The organism is Sphaerisporangium melleum (genome assembly GCF_014646695.1).
In the GTDB taxonomy this organism is placed as follows: Bacteria; Actinomycetota; Actinomycetes; order Streptosporangiales; family Streptosporangiaceae; genus Sphaerisporangium; species Sphaerisporangium melleum.
The window spans coordinates 116,806-138,473 of record NZ_BMNT01000023.1 but is presented as its reverse complement, the minus strand read 5'-3'; the positions used below and the strand labels follow the sequence as shown (position 1 = coordinate 138,473).

The window sequence follows — 21,668 nt, the reverse complement described above, 5'->3', positions numbered from 1 at the left end:
GATCAACTCCTTGGTGTTGGCCGAACGGTTGTCAACGTCCACGACGCCAGGAAGGCGACGCCCAGCAGCGCGGCGCCGCTGCCGAAGGCGGCCGGAACACTCACCCGCTCGGCGATGAGGCCGACGACGACCGGTCCGACCACGGCGCCGACATCGGTGCACATCGAGAAGAGGGCGACTCCACTGCCGCCCCGGCCGGCGACGACGTCGCCGACCAGCGCGGCCGGTGCGGCGCCGAGCAGCGCCGATCCCGCCGCGTACACGCACAGCAGCACGACGAGCCAGGCGTAGGTGTCCACGAACACCAGGGCCGTGATCGCCGCCGCGGCCACACCGGTGCCGGCGATCATGGCGGGCCGGCGGCCGGCCCGGTCGACGGCCCGGCCGGCCGGCGTGATCAGCAGCGCCTGGACGACGGCGGATATCGTGAACGCCCACCCGACCCACGTCACGTCATGCCGCCACGCCACGACCACCATGGGGACCAGGGCGCTGCGCAGCCCGAACAGCACCCATCCCTGCGCCAGCCCCGCAAGGCAGGCCACCACGTAGCGCCGATCCCGCAGCAGGACCGGCAGCCGGACCACCGCACGGCCCGGCTCGGCGCCGGTCGCCCGGCCGGCGCCGAGCACCGCCAGTGTCAGCGCCGCGGCGGCCAGCAGCAGCACGGCGTAGACCACGAACGGCACGGGCAGGGCGATGACGGCGAGCGGGCCGCTCAGCGCAGGTCCGCAGACGCCGCCGAGCAGGAAGCCCGCTTCGAACACCGCGCCGGCCCTGCCCCGCCCGTCGGCCGGTGCGACCGCCAGCAGGGTCGCCAGTGCCGACACCGAGAACAGCACCGAGCCGATGCCGCCGAGGCTGCGGAACACCAGCAGCTGCCCGTAGGACCCGGCGAACCCCGTCAGGGCCGAGGAGAGCGCGCAGAGCAGCAGGCCGGCGACCAGGACCCGCCGCTCTCCGAAACGAACTCCGAGCCTGCCGCAGAACGGACTGGTGGCCAGCCGCATCAACGCGAACAGGCCGACGAGCACGCCGATCTGGGCAGGCCCGGCCCCGAACGTCGCCGCGTACACCGGGAGCACCGGGAGCACCAGTCCCAGGCCCAGCATCACGCAGCCACCGACGACACTGAGGACGTAGACCTCGCGAGGGAGACTCGGCTGGGCGGTGGCAACGGGTGGGACGCTGCCGGGGCCGGCCGTCGTCACCGTCCGCTCACAGGATGATGCTGAGCTTTCCGTGCTCGTACAACGTCTCGTGGTCGAGCACCACGACCCGTCTGCGGATCCGGAACGACTCGCCGTCGACGACGATCTCGAACCGGTACTTTCCGACGTAGGTGTCCGAGCGCCCGTGCCCGAACCGGTACACGATGACGTTCGCCGCCACGTCGAGGTGCGTGCCCCGATCGGTCAGGATCTCCACGTTGCCGATCATCCGGTTGGTCCGCGACCGGGGGTTCTCGCACCACACCTCGCCGTTGAGGAGTTGCTCGATCCGCTGGCGCAGCCGGGTGGCGTCGTCGTCGATGAGCCCGAGCGCGCCGGGGGTCTCGCCGCGGACGTCGGTGGCCGGCACCGTGTAGCGGACGTCGGCGGTCAGCATCTCGTCGTACCAGTCGAGCAGGCGCCACTCGTCGAGCAGTCGCGCCTCACGGACAAGGAAGCGGTTCACCCGGTGCCACAGCCGCACCTCGGCCGTTTCGTCGATCGTCAGCTCGGTGGTCATCGTGATTCCGCCCCTTGCATCTCGGCCCGGTGGGCGATATCGAGGTGGCCCTCGTCGCCGTGCATCAGCCGGTCCCACTGCCGCCAGAACTCCCGGGCGGGAAGCTCGTCGGTCGTCTCCGGGACCTCTTTGTTCATGCCGCGTGACAGGTCCGAGTAGCGGACCGTGCGGTTGAGGTAGCCCCGCTGGCAGGACTCGACGATCTCGATGTCGTCGGGGGTGGCGAAGCCGGCGGGGCCGAGGAACGTCAGGTAGTGGCTCTTGCGGAGTTCCCGGATGTCCGGATCCTCGTCCTTGGGGGCCAGGGCGACCGAGGTGATGGCCATCTGGCCCGCGCCGACCGGGTCGATCTTGCGGATCGTGATCGCGATCGCGTCGATGATCATCAAGTTGGGGAAGATCAGCACCGCGCGATTGGTGCCGGTGATCCGTTCGGCGCGTTCGGCGCCGAACCGGTCGATGAACCGTGCGGCCGTCGCCTCGATCCGCGGCCGGACCTCTTCGCCGAACATCGGCGTCCAGTAGGCGAGCGGGCGGGCCGCCGCCGGTGGCAGCTCGTTGGCTCCGTGCCCCAGCCCGAGGGCGCGGCCGAAGCCGCCTCGCCGCCGTGGCGGCACCGACCCCAGCGACTCCATGTAGCCGACGTAACGCTTGTGCAGGGCCCGGAAGTGGTAGATGTCGACGCTGTTCTCCATCATGAGCTTCCAGTTGGCCCGGGCCCCGTGCAGCTGCGCGCCCTGGATCACCTCCATCCCGACCTCGGACTGGTCGTCGATCAGGTCGAGGTACTCCGTCGCACCCGCCAGGTACTCGGTCAAGGAGCGCGGCTGCTGCGGATCGAAGGTCAGGAACACGAAACCGCGGTAGGTGTCACTACGGTGCCGAGCCAGGCCGAAGTCCGCCTTGCGGAAGGCCGGCCCGTACCCGTCCGGGAGGGGCACCCCGACCAGGTCGCCCTGGTTGGAGAAGGTCCAGTCGTGATACGGGCACCGGAACGATCTGGTCTGCCCGGCCGGTTGCGAGCAGATCAACGCCCCGCGGTGGGTGCAGCTGTTGGCGAACACCCGGATCACCCCGTCGGACCCGCGTGCCATGACCACCGGGCGCCCGCCGACGTCGCGTGCCACATAGGAGCCCGGCGCGGGCACCTCCGACTCGTGCCCGACGTACAGCCAGCAGCGATCGAAGATCCTGGTCATCTCCTGTGCGGCCAGGTCGTCGTCGGTGTAGGCGCGGCGATCCACCCGGAACGACAGGCGCTCGAGATCGTCGATCACGATCGGGTCGCCCACCGGCCGCTGCAGTTCGATCGTCACTGCTCTCCCTTTCGCTGTAACGTCTCGGCCGTGCCGATGACCAGCTCGGCCGTGCGCACGGCGGAGTCGCCGCACTCCGGCTGCGCGGCGCGCAGCCTGGCCCGGTAGTCGCGGGTGGGATCGAGCAGATCGGTGACGGCGTCGGTGACCGCCTGCTCGGTGACGGCGGCCGGCTCCAGCGCCGTCCCGAAACCCGCGCTTCCCACGAAGTACGCCTGGATGGGCTGATCGACGGCCAGTGGGATCACCAGCATCGGTGTCGCCGCCCGGATCGACTCCGCCACGGAGTTGTAGCCGCCATGGGTGACGAACACGTCGGCGCGCTCGAGCACCTCACGCTGCGGCAGATACGGGGCGGTGAGCACCTCATCGGGCAGCGCGAGTTCCTCGGCGAGATCTCCTACCGAGGCGATCACCTGCGCACCGGTCGCCGCCGCTCCGATGATCACCGTGCGAAGCAGCTCCGGCCGCCGGTAGAAGATCGTGCCGAAGGAGACGTACACCACCGGGCGGTCGGGGTCGATCCGATCCAGGCCGGAGAAGGGGACCTCGTCGCCGCGGGGCCCCTTCGCACCCGGCAACCCGACCAGTCGCACACCGTCGTCGGTGACCGCGTCGTCCCCGACGAGAGCGGGGATCGTCGGCATCAGATTGAGAATCGGCGAACGCGCCGAGTGAGTCCGGGTCGACCACAACACCCCGTGCCTGGTCAGATAGTCGCCGACCTGCTCGTCGTACGGCCAGCGACCTCGTCTGTGCTCCCGCGGGCAGACTCCCCCCAGGTTGGCCCAGATCATCCCGTACGGCACGCCGGACGCCTGTGCGCCGGCCATGGCCGACGCCGTGACCGGCAGCGAGTCGACGAGCACGAAGTCCGGGGCCGTCGCACGGATGGCCTCGGCCGTCTGGCCGGCCACCGGCGACGATTCGAGCATCGGGCCGATCTTCGCCGGGTCGCCGCTCCACGGCGCCATCTCGACCTGCCCGATCGGGTGGACCCGCGCCGTGCCCAAGGCCTGGCGGCGCCGCTCGTCGAGCGCGCCGCCGTCCGCGGACAACAGCAGCAACTCGACCTCACTGCCGGCGTCCTGGAGGGCATTGACCACCGGAATGTAGGGGTTCAGATGGCCATGCTGGGTCGTGGTGAGGAGGGCGACGCGCATCAGATCTCCGATCCATCGAAGAAAGACGACTAGGCCGACTCGAGATGCGGCTTCGGATGCGCCACAACGGCTACCACCGTGACACCCCAAGCTTGTCGAAAACGAGTCGAAACGGCTACGCGCGAACGGCGGAACTCCGCCTCCGGACAGGCGAGAACACCCGGCAGGCGCAAGGGACCATCCGACGTTCAGGTACTGCTACGAGGCTCTACGCATTGCCCACCATCGCTTGAGGGGACACATCGATCGGCGCTACTCGGAACAACCCTCTGGAGAACCGGGTGCATCACCCGCACCCCAGGCAGTTTCGCTGGGAGGTGCAATCGATGTCAACGCCTCGCAAATCGTCGGCCGGCGCCACTCCACGGGACGCGACTTTCGACCGGGCTCCGCCTCGGCGCTCGCGGCCGATCCACCGTCACGGCCGTGTCCGGCGGCGGCAGGGTCACCCCGCCGGCGGCGCGGGACGCGTGGAGCGGCCGGGCAGCGCCAGGGCGACCAGCGCGCCCGCGGCGCACAGCACGGCGGTCAGCAGGAAGATCTCGGTGTACTCGGTGTGCAGGGCCTGGCTCACCTTGGCGGTGTACTCGGCCAGCCGCCGGGCGTACTCCGCCGGCTCCACCCCGAACGGCAGTGGCGTGTCCAGGTCGGCGGTGAGCGACCGGAACCGGTGGAACCCCCAGGCCGACAGGGCGGCGACGCCGAGCAGCATGCCCATCATGCGGGCGACCACGACCGCCGCCGAGGCGACACCGTGGCCGGCCGCCGGGGTGGCCCGCAGCACCGCGGAGGACACTGGGGCGACCACCGCGCCGAGCCCGAGGCCGGCCACCACCAGGTCGGTGTCCACGCGCGGCAGGCCGAAGGCGTACGCGGCGGCCGCCGGCGCCACCGGCCACCGGGAGATCAGGAAATAGCCGGCGGCGGCCACCAGCAGCCCGGCCACGGCCACCGGCCGGTCGCCGAACCGGCGGGCCAGCAGGCCGCCGGCGAGCGCGGCGAGCGCCAGCGCGACGAGGAACCGCGACAGCACCAGCGCGCCGCCCACGGCGTCCTCGCCGAGCAGCGTCTGCGCGGCCAGTTGCACGTCCACCAGGGTGACCAGCAGTGCGGCGCCGGTGAGCAGGCTCACCCCCATCGCCGCCCAGAACCGGCCCCGCCGCACGCCGGTCAGGTCCAGCAGGCGGACCGGCGCGCGACGTTCCCAGACGGCGAACGCCACGATGGCGGCCACCCCCGCGGCGAGGGCGGGCGGCCCCCAGGGCGGGAGCACGGCCCGGTCCGGCTCGGGGTTGTACAGGCCCGCGACGAGCAGGCCGAGCGCGAGCGCCAGCAGCAGCCCGCCCGGCACGTCCACCCGGGCGCGTGATCCGCTGTGCGGCCGGGGCGGTGGCACCGTGTGGTGCACGGCCACCGCGGCGGCCAGCGCGAGCGGGATGTTCACCCAGAAGATGCCGCGCCATCCCACCAGAGCGGCCACCCCCGCCCCGTACAGCGGGCCGAGGACGCTGCCGAGCTCCTGTGCCGCACCGATGGCGCCGAGGGCGACCGGACGGGCGTGCTCGTCCCAGAGATCGCCGACCAGCGCCATCGTGATCGGCAGCAGCGCGCCGCCGGCGATGCCCTGGACGGCGCGACCGGCCGTGAGCAGGGGGACCGACGCGGCGAGCGCCGTCAGTGCCGACCCGGCGGCGAACCCGGCCAGGCAGGCGTGGATCAGCGGGCGGCGGCCGTACCGGTCGGACAGCCGGCCGAGCAACGGCATGGCGGCGACGTAGCCGAGCAGGAACCCGGTGACGATCGGGGTGGCCCGTTCGAGGTGGTTGATCGGCACGCCGATGTCGCGGGAGATGTCGACCAGGATGGTCACCACGACGTAGGCGTCCAGCGCGGCCAGCAGCACGGCGGTGCCGCCCACTCCCAGCGCCACCCGCCGCGCCGCCCGCCCCGGACGGGGGGAGTGGCCGTCGGGCAGGTCGCCGGCGGGAGCGTCGGAGGGGACGGAGGTCACGGGCACTGAGGGCTCTGGAGGCAGGGTCATCGGCTAACTCGGCAGGAGCTTCGGTGGAGTGTGCGGCCGGATCGGCAGGCGCCGTCAGCCGGTCGGGGTGGCGACGGTGACCGGGGCGTCGTAGCCGTCGAAGGTGACCAGCACGGTGCCGGTGTTGGCCCCCGTCCCGATGGGCAGGCGGGCCTTCAGCAGGCGGCCCGAGTCGGCGGCGACCCAGATCTGCCCGTCGACCTTGTCGTTGACGCCGGGGACCAGCGTGGTGACGACCTGCTGGGGCAGGGTCACGGCCACCCGGTAGGCGTCCGTGCTCCCCGCCTTCTCGGCGGCCTCGGTCTTCGGGTTCTCGGCGGTGGCGAGCAGCCGGGCCACGCCGGTGTCGGGGTCGAGGATGGCCGACGGGTCGTAGATGCCGGCCAGCTCCTTGCGGGTCATCGTCTGGTAGCCGCCGGTGGGTCCCTTGAAGTAGACGGTGTCGCCGGTCACCGTGAACTCCAGCTCCTGCAGGTTGCCCAGGACGTCGATCTGCAGGGTGCCCTTGGCGTCGCCCTCGCGGGTCAGGGAGCCTTCGGCGTTCTTGACCGGTACGGGCGGTCTGCCCTCCGTCGTGATCGTGAAGGAGACCGTCTTGACCGCCTTCATCGCCGTGGCGGCCTTGCCGAGCAGGTCACGCCCCTCCGGCAGGCCGGCTCCGCCGGAGGGGGAACTGCAGGCGAGGGTGAGCCACAGCGACAGGAGCAGCCAGGCGATCAGGGAGACGGCACGGCGGGCCGGGGGAGCGGGGCACCTTTTCGACACAGCCGGATGCTAGCCACCCGAACCCGCCCGTCAGCGTTTTTCCCCGGATCGGTACCAGCCCGTGCCTTGCGGCCCCCGCCTCGGCTCAGTTGCGTTCCTCGGCGCGCAGGCGCAGCAGGTGCTTGACCACCGGGGTATAGGCGACCTCGATGGCCTCGACCAGCTCGGGGGTGAGGCGGTCGATGAGGTGGTAGCGGACGTTGGCGACGTGCAGGGGCGCCACGCGCTGCATGGTCTCCCAGCCGTGCTCGGTGAGCACCGCGAACGTGCCCCGCCGGTCGTCCGGGCAGCTCTCTCTGGCGACGAGGCCGGAGACCTCCATGCGGGCGATCTGGTGGGAGAGCCTGCTGCGCGACTGGATCGTCGCCTCGGCGAGATCGCTCATTCGCATGCGGTGGCCCGGGCTCTCGGAGAGGTTCACCAGGATCTCGTAGTCGTTCAGCGACAATCCGAACCCCTGCAACTCGCGGTCGAGGCGATGTTCGAGAAGCTTGTGCGCCGCCAGGTGGGCCCGCCAGGCCCGCTGCTCGGCGCTGCTCAGCCAGTTGGTTTCAAGGTCGTCGGATTTCGCCGTGCTCATGATGTGAATCTATCTCTTTCCGCGGCCCGGCCGGCGATCGTGATCTCCGCGGAATGCCGGAATCATCGGTGGTTCACCGATATTTTCCGCCAGTAAGCGGATTTCCGGACGCGGCGCCGCATTCCGGGCCGGTCGCGGGGAAGGAGCGGCGGAGTGAGCGACGACGAGGCGGCCGAGGCGAGCGGCGAGAAGACGGCCGAGGCGGCCGGTGGGACGACGGCGGCGGCGAATCCCGGCCAGGAGAGCCTGCTCACCGTCGTGGTGGCGGCACTGATCAATCTCGCGATCGCGGTGGCCAAACTGGTGGCGGGACTGCTCAGCGGCTCGGCGGCCATGCTGTCGGAGGCCGCCCACTCCGGCGCCGACACGGTCACCGAGGTGCTGCTGGTGATCGCCGTACGGCGCAGCGAGCACCCGGCCGACTCCCGGCACCCGTTCGGGCACGGCAAGGCCGGGTTCTTCTGGGCGCTCATGGCGGCGGGCGCGACCCTCGTCGTCGGAGCCGGCTTCTCGATCACCCACGGCGTGCAGACCATCACAGAAGGAGAGGACCTGGGGGACCTGCGGATCTCCTATCTGGTGCTGGCGATCGCGTTCGTCCTCGAGAGCATCTCGTTCCTGCGGGCCGTCCACCAGGTGCGCGGGGCCGCCGCCCGCATCGATATGACGGCGCGGCGGTACGTGGTGGACACGCCGGACACGGCGCTCAAGGCGGTGGTGTTCGAGGACTCGGCCGCGCTGGTCGGCATCGTGGTGGCGGCGATCGGCCTGTTCGGCTACCAGGTCACCGGATCGGCGGTGTGGGACGGCGCCGCCTCGATCGCGATCGGCCTGCTGCTGCTCGGCGTCGCGCTGTACCTGATCAGGGCGAACGCCTCGCTGCTCATCGGGCAGGCCGCCCCGCCGCGCCTGCAGCGGGACATCCTCGCCGAGATCGTCGCGCGCCGCGAGGTCGAGCAGGTCGTGGAGCTGCTCACCATGATGCTCGGCCCGAACGACGTGCTGGTCGCCGCCAAGATCGACTTCGTGGACGAGTGCCGCGGGGACCGGCTGGAACGGGCCTCGGACGAGATCGAGCACCGGCTGCGGGAACGCTTCCCGGCCGTCACGCACGTCTTCCTCGACCCCACCCCGGCCGGACCCGCGATCCGGGCACGGTCCCCGCTGCCCGACGGCTCCCTCCGGCCGGCTTCCGGGCCTCCCGGCTCCGGGGAGCCCGCCGAGCCGTCGGGATCTCACGGGGACGGCCGGGCCGCCGGGCCGGCGGCACCGGAGCGGTCAGCCGCCGATCCGGCGCAGCTCGGCCGGGTGATCGGTGATCGCGGCGGCGACGACGTTCCCGGCCGTCCACTCCAGTAGCCGCCGTCCCCGCCACTCGCCGTCCAGCTCGTCGGGCACGTCGGTCACCGGGAAGTCGTCGAGCTTCAGCTCACCCCGCTTGACCAGGGCCTCCTTGCGCACCCACTGCCGGATCACCCGCGTCTTGCCGTCGCCGAACCTGGCCAGCTCGGCGGGCGACAGGGCGAACTCCACCAGGGTGCGCTCCAGCGGCCGGTCGGGCACGTGCTCGGCGTCCACGCCGACCCGGCCGGGCCCCGCCACGGCGCAGACGTACCCGCGGGTGTGCGAGAGGCTCACCGCGAGCCCGGGCGCCTCGGCGATGGACGGGCGGCCGTGGCCGGGGCCGTGCTCGTCGCAGTGCTGCACGAGCGTCAGCTCACGCGCGGGACGGCCGAGACACGCCGCCGCGCACTCGCGGACCAGAAGGTGGGCCGCCGTGAAGTCGTCGCGGTCGCGATCGTGAACGAAGCTCCGCGCCCGCTCGCGTTCGGTGCCGGTCAACGCGCCGGTCACCGCGGCCAGCACGGCCTCCGTACGACCCGCCATCACGATCGAATCGCGCACCCGCCCACCTTAACCCGGCCCGGCAGTGCCTGCCCGCTCCTCCTCCGGGCGGGCACAGGAGCGGGATCCCGCGGCGAATCATCATGGTTTTCCGTGATGCCCGGCCGGTCGCGCCGTTCCTACACTTCCGTGGATCGTTCCTACGGCATCGCTGGAGCACCCATGGACGGACGACGGATCGCGGGCGGACCGGCCCGATCACCATCCCCGCACTGGCTCGTGACCCTGGTGGCGACCCTCGTGATCGTGGTGTTCGCCGTGCCGGCGACGCCGTCGCGGGCCGATGACTTCCAGGTCTGCCGGGTCACCATCGAGATCATGACGGGCAACGACGGGATCGCCGACAGCACGGGGGTCGCGGTCAGCCTCGGCGACGACACCTACGGCCTCCAGCAGAACACGGTCGTCTTCGACGACGCCGACGGCGACGGCGCACCCGGCCCCTCCGGCCCCTTCCAGCCGCACCAGGGCGGCACAGGAGACCGGGCGCAGACCGGCTTCACCTGGAACGGAAGGCTCTCCTCCTGCGTGGCGGAGGCGGAGCTCAGGCACGGCTTCGTCTTCCAGCACCTGACCGGCTCCAACGACGAGTGGGACCTGCAGGGACTGCGGATCTCCGACCCCGACTCCGGGCACGTCTACTTCGCCCGGCAGGGCGGGCCGATCTTCGGCTCGATCTTCCATTTCACCCGGCAGGAGCCCTTGTGGAACACGACGGGGCAGCGCCTCGGCGAGGTCTGCCGGGTGGAGGTCGTCGTCGGCACGGGGGACGACGGCATCCGCGACGACTCGGCCGAGTACCTCACCCTCGGCGGCCAGGACCTGATCTTCGACGACGCCGACGGCGACGGCCGCACCGATCCCTATGTCTACGCCGAGCCGGGCGCCCAGGACCCGTACCGAATCGAGGGCACCCGCTTCCACAAAGGCGGCACCCATGACGACAGGAACGCCTTCTTCCACTGGAAGGCGCGGCTGTCGCCCTGCCTCCCGCTGGCGAGACTGAGGATTCCCTTCGGGATCCGGCACGTCAACCAGGCCGACGACTGGATGGCCGACAACTGGAACCTGCAGTCCCTCCTGGTCGCCGACCTGGACACCGGCCGGGCGCTGGTGAACCAGGCCTCCACGTCCGCGGCCCCTCTGCACCGCTTCTACAAGAACAGCGACCAGACCTGGAGCACGCCGGTCTTCCCGGCCGGCTACCCCGACCCCGCGCTCGACACCGACGGCGACGGTCTCACCGACCTGCAGGAGCTGAACGGCATCCGCGAGGCAGACGGCGACCTGGACACCTGGCTGCCCGACCACGGCGCCGATCCCTGCCGCACGACCATCGCCGTGGAGATCGACTGGTTGCAGGCGCCGGAGGCCGCCGACCGTCCCTCCCGGAAAGCCCTGGACGAGGCGATCGAGATGTTCTCGGCCGCCCCGGTCCCGGCGCCGGCGTCCTGCCCCTACGGCTGGGGGGCGACCTCCGGCGTCCAGCTCATGATCGACCTGTCCGAGGAGATCCCGGTGTCCGACGCGGGACGCCGCCGCCCGCTGAACGTCGCCGACCGGACGGGGCAGACCGACTTCGACCGCTACCGCAGGTTCCACTTCCGTCAGCACCGGACCGGCCGCTTCTTCTACAACCTCTGGGGGTTCACGCACGACGGGTCGACCAGCGGCGGGGTGTGCTGCCTCGGTCCGGACGACAACGGCTTCCTGGTCACCCTCGGCGCCTGGGACGCCGCGAAGCGCACGCCGCGCGCCCAGGCCGCCGCGTTCGCGCACGAACTCGGGCACGCGCTCGGCCTGCGGCACGGCGGCGGCGACCGGGCGAACTTCAAGCCCAACCACCTGTCGGTGATGAACTACCGGTACGCCGCCACCGGCATCCCCGAGTTCAGCGCCTGGCGCACGACGATCGGCGGTGTGCCCGAGGGCGCCGATCTCACCCTCGAGGACAAGCGCCAGATGATCGAGTCGGTGAGCCACCTGGACTACTCCGGCGCGCAGCTGCCCACCCTGGTCCAGACGTCGCTGAACGAGAGCGCCGGAGTCGGCGCGGGCCGTGACCTGGTGGCGGCGTGGTGGGATCCCTCGCTCGCGGTGCGGGCCGGCGACGCGTCCGCGGGTCTCGACTGGGACTTCGACCAGGCGGGGCGGCCGAACCCCGACGATGCCGCCCGCACCTCGACCTGGATCATGGCGGGGGCCGAGGTCTGCGTCGCGCCGCGCTCCAGCGCCGGACGGGCCGATCAGCCGGTCAAGGCCACCGCCGCGACCGGCGACCGGTTCGTCATGAACGCGCAGTGGCCGCGGGGCGTGATCCTCGCCGGTGACGACCACGACTGCGACACGCCCGCCGCGGAACCCGACCAGGCGCAGGACTTCCCCGGTGACGCCCAGGTGGAGCCGGTCGGCACGGACTACCCGGTGAAGTACGGCTACGCATCCGGCATCACCGGATCCGACGACTGGGCACGGATGACGATCCGGATCGGCGCCGCCTCGGCCCCCCTGCCCGAAGAGCCGGACCACGGGATGACGCAGTCGGAGAGCGACCGGGTCGTGGTCGAGCTCTTCGACGCCCTGGCGGGCGGAACGGCGCCCGCTCCGGGGGCCCCGCGGTGGGCCTACGCCTACGTCAATGCCGCGACGGTCACCGAGGCACCGATCGGAGCGCCGACCGCGCTCCATCCGGGCTGGCAGTGGAGCACCGGCGGCGGGCAGGCGACCGTGACGCACACCGGCACGGGCCGGTACCAGGTGCGGCTGCCGAACGTCGCCTCGACCGGCGGGATCGCGCACGTCACCGCGTACCGGACGGTCTACCGCGGCCGGACCTGCGCCGTCACCGGTTACCGGCCCGCCGGCACCGACGAGATCATCGACGTGCGCTGCCTGGACCAGAACGGGGCGCCGATCGACTGGTGGTTCACCGTGTTCTTCGCCGCCCCCGCCGCCGGGACACGGCCGCTCGCCACCGTCGCGTACCCGGGCGGCGGTGGCCTGGACCCGGTGCTCAACAGCGGAACGTACAACTCGGCGGGGCAGGTCAACCGCGTTCTGCGCGACGGCCCGGGCCGGTATCGGGTGCGGATCACCGGCGCGGCCTTCGCCACCGGCGGCGGCCACGTCCAGGTCACGCCCTACGGCGACGGCCCCGCGGCACGCTGTGCCGCCGAAGGGCGCACCGCCCTGTCCGACGCTCTGGAGATCACGCTGGCCTGCCGTGCCATCGACGGGTCCGCCGGCCAGGACAGCGGCTGGCTGCTGTCCTACACCGACGGAGTCGGCCTGCACGGCGACGCCTCGGTGCCCGCCGCGTACACCGAGACCACCGGCGATCCCGCCGCCCCGGCGGTCGACGTGAGCCGTTCATGGAACGCCTCCGGCGAGGTGCCTTCGGTGACGCGGCTGTCGACCGGCTGGTACCGCCTGACCTGGGCGACCGGCGGCAAGCTCGGCGGCGACGTCCAGGTCACCGCGACCGGCGGCTCGGGCCGATATTGCCACCTGGGCGCGATCATCGACTACCAGGCGCCTCCGCAGATGTCGGTCGACGTCTACTGCTCGACGCCGACCGGCTCATCGGGTGACGCGACCTTCGGGCTCGCCTACATCCGGCGTCCCTAGCCACCGTGGTGCGCGGCGCCGGCCACCACGGCCGGTCGCTCGTCCATCGGCCGCCTCCTGCCAGGGGGACGGACAGGGTCCCCAAGTTTACCGACACGATCTCCGCCGCGCGTGGCCCGCGATCCCGGCCGGCCCGTAGACCTGGATCGGCAGGAGCCCGGCGCGCGGCGGCGGAGCCCGGACGGGGGCGCCGCGCGGCGGCTCGTCATCGATGATCGGAACGGAGAACACACATGCGGATCAACAAGCTCATCGCACTCGCCGCCTCGGCGGCGGCCGGGGGGACCCTGATGTTCGCGAGCCCGTCGGCGGCCGCCGCGGCCCCGGCCGCCGCGGGCGGCCAGGCGCTGGCCGCCTGCCGGATCGCCGCCGGCCCTGAGTACCTCTCCGGCCGGACCGTCCGGCTCTGGTTCTGCGACGGGACCGGCGGGACGGCGAACGGCTACCACGGCCAGGTGCTCAGCGGGCGGGCCGGTGACCAGCTGTATCTCAGGAGCGCGACCGGCACCATCACCGCCCTGGTGAACGTCCCGGCGACCGGTGACTACAACACCCGCACCGTGGGCGACCACGGCGGCCCGTGGCGGGCCTGCGTTCACATCCCGAACGAAGGTCAGATCTGCACGGTGGCGGCCTGGTGACGGCGACCTCCGATGAACGCCTTCCACCAGGGCGGGGCGGCGATCGGAGCGCCGCAGCCCGCGCTCAGCCGAGGAGGCCGGACATCCAGGTCTCGACCTCGTCCGGGTGGCGGGGCAGGCCGCTGGACATGAGCCGGGCGCCGTCCTCGGTGATCAGCAGGTCGTCCTCGATGCGCACGCCGATGCCGCGCAGCTCCGGCGGCAGGGTCAGGTCGTCCGGCTGGAGGTAGAGGCCGGGCTCGACGGTGAGCACCTGCCCGGCCTCCAGCACCCCGTCCAGGTACGTCGAGGCCCGCGCCTTGGCGCAGTCGTGGACGTCCAGGCCGAGCATGTGCCCGCTGCTGCACAGCGTGTACCGGCGGTACAGGTCGCCGTCGGTGGAGTCCAGCACGCCCCAGTCGCGCAGCCCTTCGGCGATCACCCGCATGGCCGCGGCGTGGAAGTCGCGGAAGCGCGCGCCGGGGCGCAGCACGGCGATCGCGGCGCTCTGCGCCTCGTACACCAGCTCGTAGACCTGCCGCTGCACCGGACCGAACCGCCCGGACAGCGGCAGGGTGCGGGTGATGTCGGCGGTGTACAGGTCGTCGGTCTCCACGCCGGCGTCCAGCAGCAGCAGCTCGTCGCGGTTCAGCCGGCCGTCGTTGCGGATCCAGTGCAGGACGCAGGCGTGCGCGCCGGAGGCGGCGATCGTCTCGTACCCGACCGCGTTGCCCTCCAGGCGGGCCCGCAGCCCGAAGACGCCCTCGACGTACCGCTCACCACGCGGATGGGCGAGCGCCTGCGGCAGCGCCCGCACGACGTCCTCGAACCCGCGCCCGGTGGCCTCGACCGCGTGCTGGAGCTGCGCCACCTCCCACTCGTCCTTGACCAGCCGCATCTCCGCCAGGTGCGCGGTCAGCTCGGTGTCCGCGTCGCCGTCGCGCGCCGGCACCAGCGCGTCCACCGAGCCGTCCACCCCGCGCAACACCCGGGCGGGCGCGGCCAGAGCACCGGGAAGCAGGTCGAGCGGCGCGCACTCGATCTGGTACAGCGCCTCCGCCTCGGCCAGCGTCGGCCGCGCGCCGACCCAGAACTCGCCGTACCGGCGGTCGCGGTAGAACTCCTGGCCTGCCGTTCCCTCGGCTCCGCGCGGCGACCGGGGGCGGGTGAACAGCGTGGCGGCGCCGGACGGCGCGATGACCAGCACGTCGTCGGGCTCCTGGCCGCCGGTGAGGTAGGCGAAGGCGCTGTGCGGCCGGAAACGGTGGTCTGCGTCGTTGCTGCGGACCTTCAGCGTGCCCGAGGGGATGACCAGCCGCTCGCCGGGGAACCGCTGAGCGAGGGCGGCCCGCCGCTTGGCGGTGTAGGCGGCGAAGGGCAGCGGCGCGAGGTCCGGGCGGCTCGTGTCGGCCCAGCCGCCGGTCATGAAAGCGGCCAGGGCCTCGGAGATCGGCAGGTCGTGACTGCCGGTGTTCAGCTGATCGCTCATCTGCGGTCCCAAGAGTTCGAGGTGGTGCGAGGCATCGTACTCACCGCCGCCTGTCACCTCCGCCCGGCCGCCGGCCGCGTGTGCCGGGTGCGGGGCGCCTGCTTCCTCCTCCTTTCACCGGTGCTCACGTTCCGTTCGAGTGCTTTGCAGGATCCACGCTTAAGGATGTCGGTGAATGGGGAAGTCAGGAGATACCTTTCCGACCTCTCCTTAACCGTGACGAGGTGGTGTCGATGCTGATCAGCGCGATCTTGCGCAGCAAAGGGAACACGGTGGCGACCGTTCGGCCACAGGCCACGGTGACCGAGCTACTCGCGGCCCTGGCCACCCACAACATCGGCGCCGTCGTGGTGTCGGAGGACGGCGAGACCATCGTCGGCATCGTCTCCGAGCGCGACGTCGTGCGCCGGCTGCACCAGCGCGGGCCGTCGGTGCTCGGCGAGCCGGTGTCGGCGATCATGACGACTCCGGTGCGCACCTGCGAGCCGCACGCCGACGTCGACGACATCCGCCAGACCATGACCGACCACCGCATCCGCCACCTGCCGGTGCTCGACGGCGGTCGGCTCGCGGGCATCGTCAGCATCGGCGACGTGGTCAAGAGCGCCATCGAGGAGCTCGAGACCGAGAAGGCCCACCTGGTCGACTACCTCCACGGCTGAGCCGGCCCGGGGGTTGTCAGGCCACGGGCCGCAGGTGCTCGTGCGCCCATTCCTCGAAGGTCGTGAGCGGGATGCCGAAGGCCCGGCCGGGGACCTCGGTGCGCTGTCCGGCGCCGGAGACGGACGTTGCACGAACTGCCGCACGCCCGCGGCCGGCGCGCCTTCGACCAGGTTGACGGCCTGGGTCAGCTCGCCGCCGGGACTGAGAAGACCAGCTCGAGCCAGGCGCGACGCCGTCGCCCGCCCGCGTTACGGACACAGCGAGCGCCTCGCCGACGCCGTGGACGCCCTCGACCGCATCGTGGCCGAGGTCCGCGCCGCCGGAGGCGTCGCCGACGCCGTCGGCATGGACCTCGCCGACCGTTCGAGCATTCGCGCCGCGGTCGACCGCGTTGAGAAGCTGCACGGACGGCTCGACGGCGCCTTCAACAACGGCGCGGCGATCCAGCAGCCCGGCCCGCTCGACGCCACGAGCGACGAGGACATCGACGAGCAGTTCGCGGTGAACTTCCGCTCGCACTGGACCGCCATGACCGCCGAGGCCGCGCTCATGCGACAGGGCGGCGGCGGGGCGATCGTCAACACCTCCAGCATCGGCAGCCGCCGCGCGAACCCCGCCCTCCCGGCGTACGGCGCCATGAAGCGCGCGCTCAACAGCATCACCGAGACCGCGGCCGTGACCTGGGGGCGTCAGGGCATCCGGGTGAACGGCATCACCCCCGGCGGCACCGCCACGGCGATGATCGACGCGTGGGAGACGAAATCCCCGGGCGTCATCGACCGCATCAACGCGGCGACCCCGCTCGGCCGCATGGCCGAGCCCCGCGAAGTGGCCGAAGTGGCCGCGTGGCTGCTCAGCGACCGTGCCTCCATGGTGAACGGCGCGATCGTCCCGGTCGACGGCGGCGCCGGCGCCTGAAAGGGCGAGCCGTGGCGGCACCGCGCCGTATCCCGGGATCAGCACGAGAGCCCCAGACGGGTCCCGGTCAACGCCGCTCCTCGCCGGCGGCGGGAAGAAGGACGATGTCCAGGTCGCGGAGCCGGTCCGGGTCGGTGTCGATGGCGATGCCGGTGATCTTCCCGTCGTCGACGGTGAACGTGAGGACGGCCTTCCGCAGGCCGCGGTGCGACCAGACGGCCGCGGGAACGCCGTCGACCAGCGCGAGCCGGGCGGCCTGAGCCCGTCCGGCGAAGAACGCCGCCACCGCGTGCCCGCCCCGCACCTCGCCGACCACGGCGTCCGGATCGAGCAGTTCGAGCAGGGCGGCGAAATCCCCGCTCCGGGAGGCCGCCAGGAAGGCGGCGACGATGTCCCGCTTCGCCGACCGCGCGGCCTGCGATGCCCCGGCCGCTCCCTGCACCCGGCGCCGGGCCCGGCTGGCCAGTTGCCGGGCCGCCGCCGGAGAGCGGTCGATGACGGGGCCGATCTCGCCGAACGACACGGCGAACACGTCGTGCAGCACGAACGCGAGCCGCTCCGCCGGAGTCAGCGTGTCCAGCACCACCATCAGCGCGACACCGACCGAGTCGGCCAGCAGCGCCTCGTCCTCGGGGCTGGCCTGGCCGGTCGGGTGGATGCGCGCCTGCGGCTCGGCCGGTTCGGGCGGCAGCGCCCCGGCGGACTCCTCCCGCCGGTTCCGGCGTGCTTCGAGCAGGTTCAGGCAGACCCGGGCGACGATCGTGGTCAGCCACCCTCCCGGGTTCTCCACCTGACCCGTGCCAGCGCGGGTGACCCGCAGCCACGCCTCCTGCACCGCGTCCTCGGCCTCGGCGGGAGAGCCGAGCATCCGGTAGGCCATCGCGTGCAGGCGGTCGTGATGCTCGGCGAACCGTTCGCTCAGCCAGTCGTGCTCGGCCATCTGTCACATTCCTCCGTTCAGGCGGTCAAACCAATTGACCGGCGGAACTGAGGAACGTGACGGCCCGGCCGGGACGTCGCACCTGCCGGTTCAGGCAGCACGAGTACCTCGAAGCGGCAGTACAAGGAGACAAAGCATGAAAGCGCACGTTAGCTCTATCCTCCTCGGCGTGCAGGACATGGACCGGGCCAAGCGGTTCTACGTCGAAGGGCTCGGCTGGAAGGTCAAGCACGACTACGGCATCTCGGTGTTCTTCGAGTCCGACGGCGGCTCGCTCGTCGGCTTCTACGGCCGCGAAGGCCTCGCCGGCCAGGTGGGCACGAGCCCGGAGGGCAGCGGCTTCAGCGGGCTGGTCCTCACCTACGTCGTCCGTAGCCAGGAGCGGGTGGACGAGGTCATGGCGGAGGCCGAGAAGGCCGGCGCCACGATCCTCAAGCCGGCCGGCGCCCTGCCGTGGGGCGGGTACGGCGGCTCGTTCGCCGACCTGGACGGCTACATCTGGAGTCTCGGTTACAGCGCCCAGGGCAAGGACCAGCCCTACGCCGAGTAGCCCCCAGCGAGCGCGGCGGCACGGCCGGGTACCCCCGGTCGGCCTCTGCCAAGCGTGACCAGTATGCCCGGCACCGGGGATCAGGTCCGGCGTCGAAGCGGGATCGCATCGACGCCGGACCACCGCGCGTTCGCGGTTTCGACGAGGAGGGGCGCACCGGCGGTGGGTGGGACGTGGTGCGGGTGTGCCGGCGCCCGGGTACGGCGGTGCTCTTCCCGCAGGAGTGGAGCGACAACCTGTCCGACTTCTACAGCGACTACACGCTGCGCCTCCTGAAGAACGCCGGACACTTCAGCCCGCTGGAAGCGCCTGACGTCTGGGCCGAGAATGTCCTGGAGCGCGTGCGCGAGGCATAGCGAAGCTCATCGGCCCTGAACCGGTGAGTCGGCATGGATGGCATCCGGCCGGCCCCTGTCGACCATCTCGTCCACGCTCGGGCGTCCTCCACGTGGGACAAGTCCGGTTTGCTGGGACAGTGTCTAGGGTGTCCTTTGTGCCTGCCACGCTGAATGCCCGAAAGACGCGCACCGCGTTGCGCACCTCGGCGCGCATCTCCCTGGAGATGCTGCTCGTCGTCGTGATGACGGCGGTGGGCCTGTGGATTCTCGGCCGGATGTGGTCGGTCCTGTGGCCGCTCGTGATCGCCCTGCTGCTCACCACGCTGACCTGGCCCCTGACCCGGTTCCTGCGCCGGCATGGCTGGCCCCCCGCCTTGGCGGCGTCGGTCGTGACCGTGCTCTTCCTCCTGGTCGCCGCCGGGACCGTGGTGCTGATCGCCGTCCCGGTGGCGTCCCAGTCCGGAGAGCTGGCCAGGGGCGTGGGCGACGGCATCCAGAAGTTGCGCGACTGGGCGGCCGGGCCGCCGCTGAACATCGGCGCCGACCAGGTCAGCACCGCGTTCGACAGCGCGGTCAAGCGTGTCCAGGACAGCGTCGGCAGCATCGTCACCGCCACCCTCACGGGCGTGGGCACCGTGGTCAACGGCCTGGTGAACACGGTCCTGGCGCTGTTCCTCATGTTCTTCTTCCTCAAGGACGGCCCGCGGTTCCTGCCTTGGCTGGCCCGCCAGTTCCCCGGCCGCCTCGCCACAGACGTGCAGATCGTGGCAGCGCGAAGCTGGGACACCCTCGGCTCGTTCGTGCGCTCCCAGGCGTTCGTGGGCCTGCTCGACGCCGTCTTCATCGGCCTCGGCCTGTGGATCGTGGGCGTGCCGCTGGTCCTTCCCCTGGCCGTCCTGACCTTCGTCTCGGCGTTCATCCCCATCGTCGGCGCGCTGTTCGCCGGTTTCGTCGCGGTCCTCATCGCGCTGGTGTCCAACGGCTGGACGGACGCGCTCATCGTGCTCGCCATCATCGTCGTCGTACAGCAGCTTGAGGGGAACGTGTTCCAGCCCATGGTGCAGAGCCGCGGCCTCGGCCTGCACGCGGCGGTCGTGCTGCTGGCGGTGACGCTGGGCGGCAGCCTGGCGGGCATCGTGGGCAGCCTGCTCGCCGTCCCGGTCGCCGCCCTGATCGCCGTGGTCTGGAACTACCTCCGCGAACAACTCACCGACCCGCCCGAGGAGCCGGAATCCGACCAGCCGGAACCTGGCGAGCCCGTCCAGGCGCGGACGTCCACCTGACCCACTCGCCGGACGACGGCGAACGGGCATCGGCCGCACATGCTCTGCCGGGTGCGGCACGGGCGGGGCTGCGCCGGATGCCCTCGCCGGCGCCGCCTTCGAACAGCACGTTGTCCGGGACGACGACCGCGGCCCGGCCCGGCATCGCCATCAGGCGGGCGATGTGCTGGACGAAGTTGAGCTGCTTGTTGGTGGTGGTCTCCCAGAAGTCCGGTCGGTCGTAGGCGATGTCATCCCGCGTTGCCTCGCCGTCCAGCCCGATCACGATGATCGACGACTTCTTGCCGAACGGCGGATTGGCCGGCACCAGGGAGGCGTGGATATCCGGCGGTTTCCCCAGGGCGTCGATCCATACCTGTCTTGCTTCCTTGAAGTGATCAGGACAGAGAGTCGAAGGTGCCCGTCTTGACGCCGCCGATGAAGGATCGCCACTCGGAGGGGCCGAGAACCAACTTGGGGCCGTCGGGAACCTTGCTGTCGCGTACCGCGACCACGCCGGGCAGGTTGGCGGCAACCTCTACGCACTGACCGCCGTTCCCACCGGAGAGCGACGACTTCCGCCATACGGCGGCACTCAGGTCCATTTGCGTCTCGCTTTCTCGGTGTGATCAGGACAGGGGGTTGAGGGTGCCCGCCTTGATGCCGCCGACGAAGGATCGCCACTCGGAGGGCCCGAGAAGCAGCTTGGGGCCGTCCGGAACCTTGCTGTCGCGTACCGCGACCACGCCGGGCAGGTTGACCGCAACCTCTACGCATTGTCCGCCGTTGCCCGAAGACCGCGACGACTTCCGCCATACGGCGGCGCTCAAGTCCATTTCTGTCTCGCTTCCTCGATCATCTTGCGGGATACATGCTCAGGGTATGCCCATAGTCGTATGGCTTCATATCGCTTTCGGATCGAGGCCACGAATTCGTGGCCGCTAGTAATCTGTCCCTGAACCGGTGAGTCGGCGTGAACCGTGTCCGGCCGGCCGTCCGGTAGTTCGGCGATCATGAAGGGCCCGGCCAGGCCTGGGAGACATGCCGGGTCAACGACCTGTATGGAGACGGTGGATCGCTGGGCGACCTCCAGCAGATAGCCAAGCTGTTCTCGCATTACCTCCGGTTCTCCTACCTGGCGCTTCAAGACGCCTGCGTCGATGAGAACGAGGATCAACGGAGGATTCCTCCTATCGAGAACATTTCGGCGTCGCATGCGGGCCTCCGTCCTCTCCTCGACCTCCTCCGCCGTGATCTGGGGTTCAAGGCTGAAAATGTGCCGGGCGTAGGGCTCCGTCTGGAGAAGTCCGGGGATCAGCAGCGGGTCCCAGGAGCGGAGGACGAGGGCGGTCGGCTCGATCTCTTCGACCCAGCCCTCGAACCAGATCGGACCGCCGGGACGAGAGATGAGGCGGCGGCGCAGGTCGGAGAAGTACGTGCTTCCGTCTTTGCCGAAGAGCCGGTCCAGCCTCTCCGCGTCCGAACGTGAGGGCGTTCTCGTTCCGCCCTCCAGGCGGCTGACTTGCGTCTGAGTGCAGCCGAGGCGTGCGGCGACGGCGGCCTGGGAGAGTTGGGCGGCCTCGCGGAGGCGGCGCATCTCGGCGCCGAAACGTGTGCGGGGGGATTCCGGGCCGGGGAAAGGCTCGACGCTCATCGCGGTCCTCCAGAAAACGGGGTGAAAACGGACTTTCTGGTTGCGCGGATAATGCCAGGCGACGGTTTAGCCAAACCGATTTCTGGCGTCGCCGGTCATCGTCCGG

22 protein-coding genes are annotated in these 21,668 nt (G+C 71.3%); 8 read left to right on the top strand and 14 right to left on the bottom strand.

What is annotated here, in order from left to right; translation table 11 throughout:
* Positions 1-2: 2 nt before the first annotated feature.
* The 7 genes from IEY93_RS21240 to IEY93_RS21210 form a co-directional block, all read right to left on the bottom strand.
* The gene (locus IEY93_RS21240; RefSeq protein ID WP_189164844.1) at positions 3-1,211 is read right to left on the bottom strand and encodes an MFS transporter; all 1,209 of its coding nucleotides are present in this window, start codon (positions 1,209-1,211) and stop codon (positions 3-5) included.
* Positions 1,212-1,218: 7 nt separating this feature from the next.
* The gene (locus IEY93_RS21235) at positions 1,219-1,731 is read right to left on the bottom strand and encodes an aromatic-ring-hydroxylating dioxygenase subunit beta (protein ID WP_189164843.1); all 513 of its coding nucleotides are present in this window, start codon (positions 1,729-1,731) and stop codon (positions 1,219-1,221) included.
* A complete protein-coding gene (locus IEY93_RS21230; RefSeq protein ID WP_203968397.1) occupies positions 1,728-3,047 on the bottom strand; it encodes an aromatic ring-hydroxylating oxygenase subunit alpha in 1,320 nt (439 codons plus the stop codon). The genes IEY93_RS21235 and IEY93_RS21230 overlap by 4 nt, the downstream gene beginning before the upstream one ends.
* A complete protein-coding gene (locus IEY93_RS21225) occupies positions 3,044-4,210 on the bottom strand; it encodes a glycosyltransferase (RefSeq protein ID WP_189164841.1) in 1,167 nt (388 codons plus the stop codon). Before IEY93_RS21225 ends, IEY93_RS21230 begins: the two co-directional genes overlap by 4 nt.
* Positions 4,211-4,655: 445 nt before the next feature.
* Positions 4,656-6,251, bottom strand: coding sequence for an MFS transporter (locus IEY93_RS21220; RefSeq protein ID WP_189164840.1), 1,596 nt, complete (start codon positions 6,249-6,251; stop codon positions 4,656-4,658).
* Positions 6,252-6,305: 54 nt separating this feature from the next.
* Positions 6,306-7,016, bottom strand: coding sequence for an LppX_LprAFG lipoprotein (locus tag IEY93_RS21215; RefSeq protein ID WP_229691327.1), 711 nt, complete (start codon positions 7,014-7,016; stop codon positions 6,306-6,308).
* Between the two features lie 85 nt (positions 7,017-7,101).
* A complete protein-coding gene (locus tag IEY93_RS21210) occupies positions 7,102-7,596 on the bottom strand; it encodes a MarR family winged helix-turn-helix transcriptional regulator (RefSeq protein ID WP_189164839.1) in 495 nt (164 codons plus the stop codon).
* Between the two features lie 153 nt (positions 7,597-7,749).
* On the opposite strand from IEY93_RS21210, the gene IEY93_RS21205 reads away from it, so the two are divergent.
* Positions 7,750-8,955, top strand: a complete 1,206-nt coding sequence (locus IEY93_RS21205) for a cation diffusion facilitator family transporter (RefSeq protein ID WP_189164838.1) — start codon at positions 7,750-7,752, stop codon at positions 8,953-8,955.
* Here IEY93_RS21205 and IEY93_RS21200 read toward each other — a convergent pair.
* Positions 8,875-9,501, bottom strand: coding sequence for a 4'-phosphopantetheinyl transferase family protein (locus IEY93_RS21200; protein ID WP_189164837.1), 627 nt, complete (start codon positions 9,499-9,501; stop codon positions 8,875-8,877). The genes IEY93_RS21205 and IEY93_RS21200 overlap by 81 nt on opposite strands.
* Before the next feature lie 162 nt (positions 9,502-9,663).
* On the opposite strand from IEY93_RS21200, the gene IEY93_RS21195 reads away from it, so the two are divergent.
* Positions 9,664-13,128, top strand: a complete 3,465-nt coding sequence (locus IEY93_RS21195) for a zinc metalloprotease (RefSeq protein ID WP_189164836.1) — start codon at positions 9,664-9,666, stop codon at positions 13,126-13,128.
* A gap of 233 nt (positions 13,129-13,361) precedes the next feature.
* Positions 13,362-13,769: a hypothetical protein gene (locus IEY93_RS21190; protein ID WP_189164835.1), complete on the top strand. Its 408-nt coding sequence runs from the start codon at positions 13,362-13,364 to the stop codon at positions 13,767-13,769.
* A 64-nt stretch (positions 13,770-13,833) separates the two neighbouring features.
* Here IEY93_RS21190 and IEY93_RS21185 read toward each other — a convergent pair whose 3' ends face one another.
* Complete coding sequence (locus IEY93_RS21185) at positions 13,834-15,237, bottom strand: aminopeptidase P family protein (protein ID WP_189164834.1); 1,404 nt, start codon at positions 15,235-15,237, stop codon at positions 13,834-13,836.
* 233 nt (positions 15,238-15,470) lie between these two features.
* Between IEY93_RS21185 and IEY93_RS21180 the strand changes: the two genes are divergently transcribed.
* Entirely contained in the window at positions 15,471-15,899 is a 429-nt protein-coding gene (locus tag IEY93_RS21180; protein WP_189164833.1) for a CBS domain-containing protein, read from the top strand.
* Between the two features lie 280 nt (positions 15,900-16,179).
* A complete protein-coding gene (locus IEY93_RS21175) occupies positions 16,180-16,818 on the top strand; it encodes an SDR family NAD(P)-dependent oxidoreductase (RefSeq protein WP_229691326.1) in 639 nt (212 codons plus the stop codon).
* 67 nt (positions 16,819-16,885) lie between these two features.
* Here IEY93_RS21175 and IEY93_RS21170 read toward each other — a convergent pair whose 3' ends face one another.
* Positions 16,886-17,758 carry a sigma-70 family RNA polymerase sigma factor gene (locus IEY93_RS21170; RefSeq protein ID WP_189164831.1) on the bottom strand — a complete coding sequence of 291 codons (873 nt, stop codon included), beginning with the start codon at positions 17,756-17,758 and terminating at the stop codon, positions 16,886-16,888.
* A 136-nt stretch (positions 17,759-17,894) separates the two neighbouring features.
* On the opposite strand from IEY93_RS21170, the gene IEY93_RS21165 reads away from it, so the two are divergent.
* The 3 genes from IEY93_RS21165 (at position 17,895) to IEY93_RS21155 (ending at position 19,929) form a co-directional block, all read left to right on the top strand.
* The gene (locus IEY93_RS21165; protein ID WP_189164830.1) at positions 17,895-18,308 is read left to right on the top strand and encodes a VOC family protein; all 414 of its coding nucleotides are present in this window, start codon (positions 17,895-17,897) and stop codon (positions 18,306-18,308) included.
* A gap of 173 nt (positions 18,309-18,481) precedes the next feature.
* The gene (locus tag IEY93_RS21160) at positions 18,482-18,664 is read left to right on the top strand and encodes an alpha/beta fold hydrolase (RefSeq protein ID WP_189164829.1); all 183 of its coding nucleotides are present in this window, start codon (positions 18,482-18,484) and stop codon (positions 18,662-18,664) included.
* 137 nt (positions 18,665-18,801) lie between these two features.
* Positions 18,802-19,929 (top strand): AI-2E family transporter, encoded by a 1,128-nt coding sequence (locus IEY93_RS21155; protein WP_203968396.1) that lies wholly within the window; start codon positions 18,802-18,804, stop codon positions 19,927-19,929.
* Here the strand turns inward: IEY93_RS21155 and IEY93_RS39580 are convergent.
* From IEY93_RS39580 to IEY93_RS21135, 4 genes are all read right to left on the bottom strand, one after another.
* Positions 19,853-20,239, bottom strand: a complete 387-nt coding sequence (locus IEY93_RS39580; protein ID WP_372444481.1) for an N-6 DNA methylase — start codon at positions 20,237-20,239, stop codon at positions 19,853-19,855. The two genes, IEY93_RS21155 and IEY93_RS39580, sit on opposite strands and share 77 nt — an antisense overlap.
* Positions 20,240-20,306: 67 nt before the next feature.
* Positions 20,307-20,513 (bottom strand): DUF397 domain-containing protein, encoded by a 207-nt coding sequence (locus IEY93_RS21145; RefSeq protein WP_189164828.1) that lies wholly within the window; start codon positions 20,511-20,513, stop codon positions 20,307-20,309.
* A gap of 24 nt (positions 20,514-20,537) precedes the next feature.
* Positions 20,538-20,744, bottom strand: a complete 207-nt coding sequence (locus tag IEY93_RS21140) for a DUF397 domain-containing protein (protein WP_189164827.1) — start codon at positions 20,742-20,744, stop codon at positions 20,538-20,540.
* Positions 20,735-21,562 carry a helix-turn-helix domain-containing protein gene (locus tag IEY93_RS21135; protein WP_189164826.1) on the bottom strand — a complete coding sequence of 276 codons (828 nt, stop codon included), beginning with the start codon at positions 21,560-21,562 and terminating at the stop codon, positions 20,735-20,737. The genes IEY93_RS21140 and IEY93_RS21135 overlap by 10 nt, the downstream gene beginning before the upstream one ends.
* Positions 21,563-21,668 lie beyond the last annotated feature (106 nt).

Bases quoted from the DNA above. Each gene is read 5' to 3' on its own strand.
- IEY93_RS21235 (WP_189164843.1), bottom strand. From the start codon at position 1,731: ATGACCACCGAGCTGACGATCGACGAAACGGCCGAGGTGCGGCTGTGG.
- IEY93_RS21225 (WP_189164841.1), bottom strand. From the start codon at position 4,210: ATGCGCGTCGCCCTCCTCACCACGACCCAGCATGGCCATCTGAACCCC.
- IEY93_RS21220 (WP_189164840.1), bottom strand. From the start codon at position 6,251: ATGACCCTGCCTCCAGAGCCCTCAGTGCCCGTGACCTCCGTCCCCTCC.
- IEY93_RS21210 (WP_189164839.1), bottom strand. From the start codon at position 7,596: ATGAGCACGGCGAAATCCGACGACCTTGAAACCAACTGGCTGAGCAGC.
- IEY93_RS21195 (WP_189164836.1), top strand. From the start codon at position 9,664: ATGGACGGACGACGGATCGCGGGCGGACCGGCCCGATCACCATCCCCG.
- IEY93_RS21190 (WP_189164835.1), top strand. From the start codon at position 13,362: ATGCGGATCAACAAGCTCATCGCACTCGCCGCCTCGGCGGCGGCCGGG.
- IEY93_RS21185 (WP_189164834.1), bottom strand. From the start codon at position 15,237: ATGAGCGATCAGCTGAACACCGGCAGTCACGACCTGCCGATCTCCGAG.
- IEY93_RS21180 (WP_189164833.1), top strand. From the start codon at position 15,471: ATGCTGATCAGCGCGATCTTGCGCAGCAAAGGGAACACGGTGGCGACC.
- IEY93_RS21170 (WP_189164831.1), bottom strand. From the start codon at position 17,758: ATGGCCGAGCACGACTGGCTGAGCGAACGGTTCGCCGAGCATCACGAC.
- IEY93_RS21165 (WP_189164830.1), top strand. From the start codon at position 17,895: ATGAAAGCGCACGTTAGCTCTATCCTCCTCGGCGTGCAGGACATGGAC.
- IEY93_RS21145 (WP_189164828.1), bottom strand. From the start codon at position 20,513: ATGGACCTGAGTGCCGCCGTATGGCGGAAGTCGTCGCTCTCCGGTGGG.
- IEY93_RS21140 (WP_189164827.1), bottom strand. From the start codon at position 20,744: ATGGACTTGAGCGCCGCCGTATGGCGGAAGTCGTCGCGGTCTTCGGGC.
- IEY93_RS21135 (WP_189164826.1), bottom strand. From the start codon at position 21,562: ATGAGCGTCGAGCCTTTCCCCGGCCCGGAATCCCCCCGCACACGTTTC.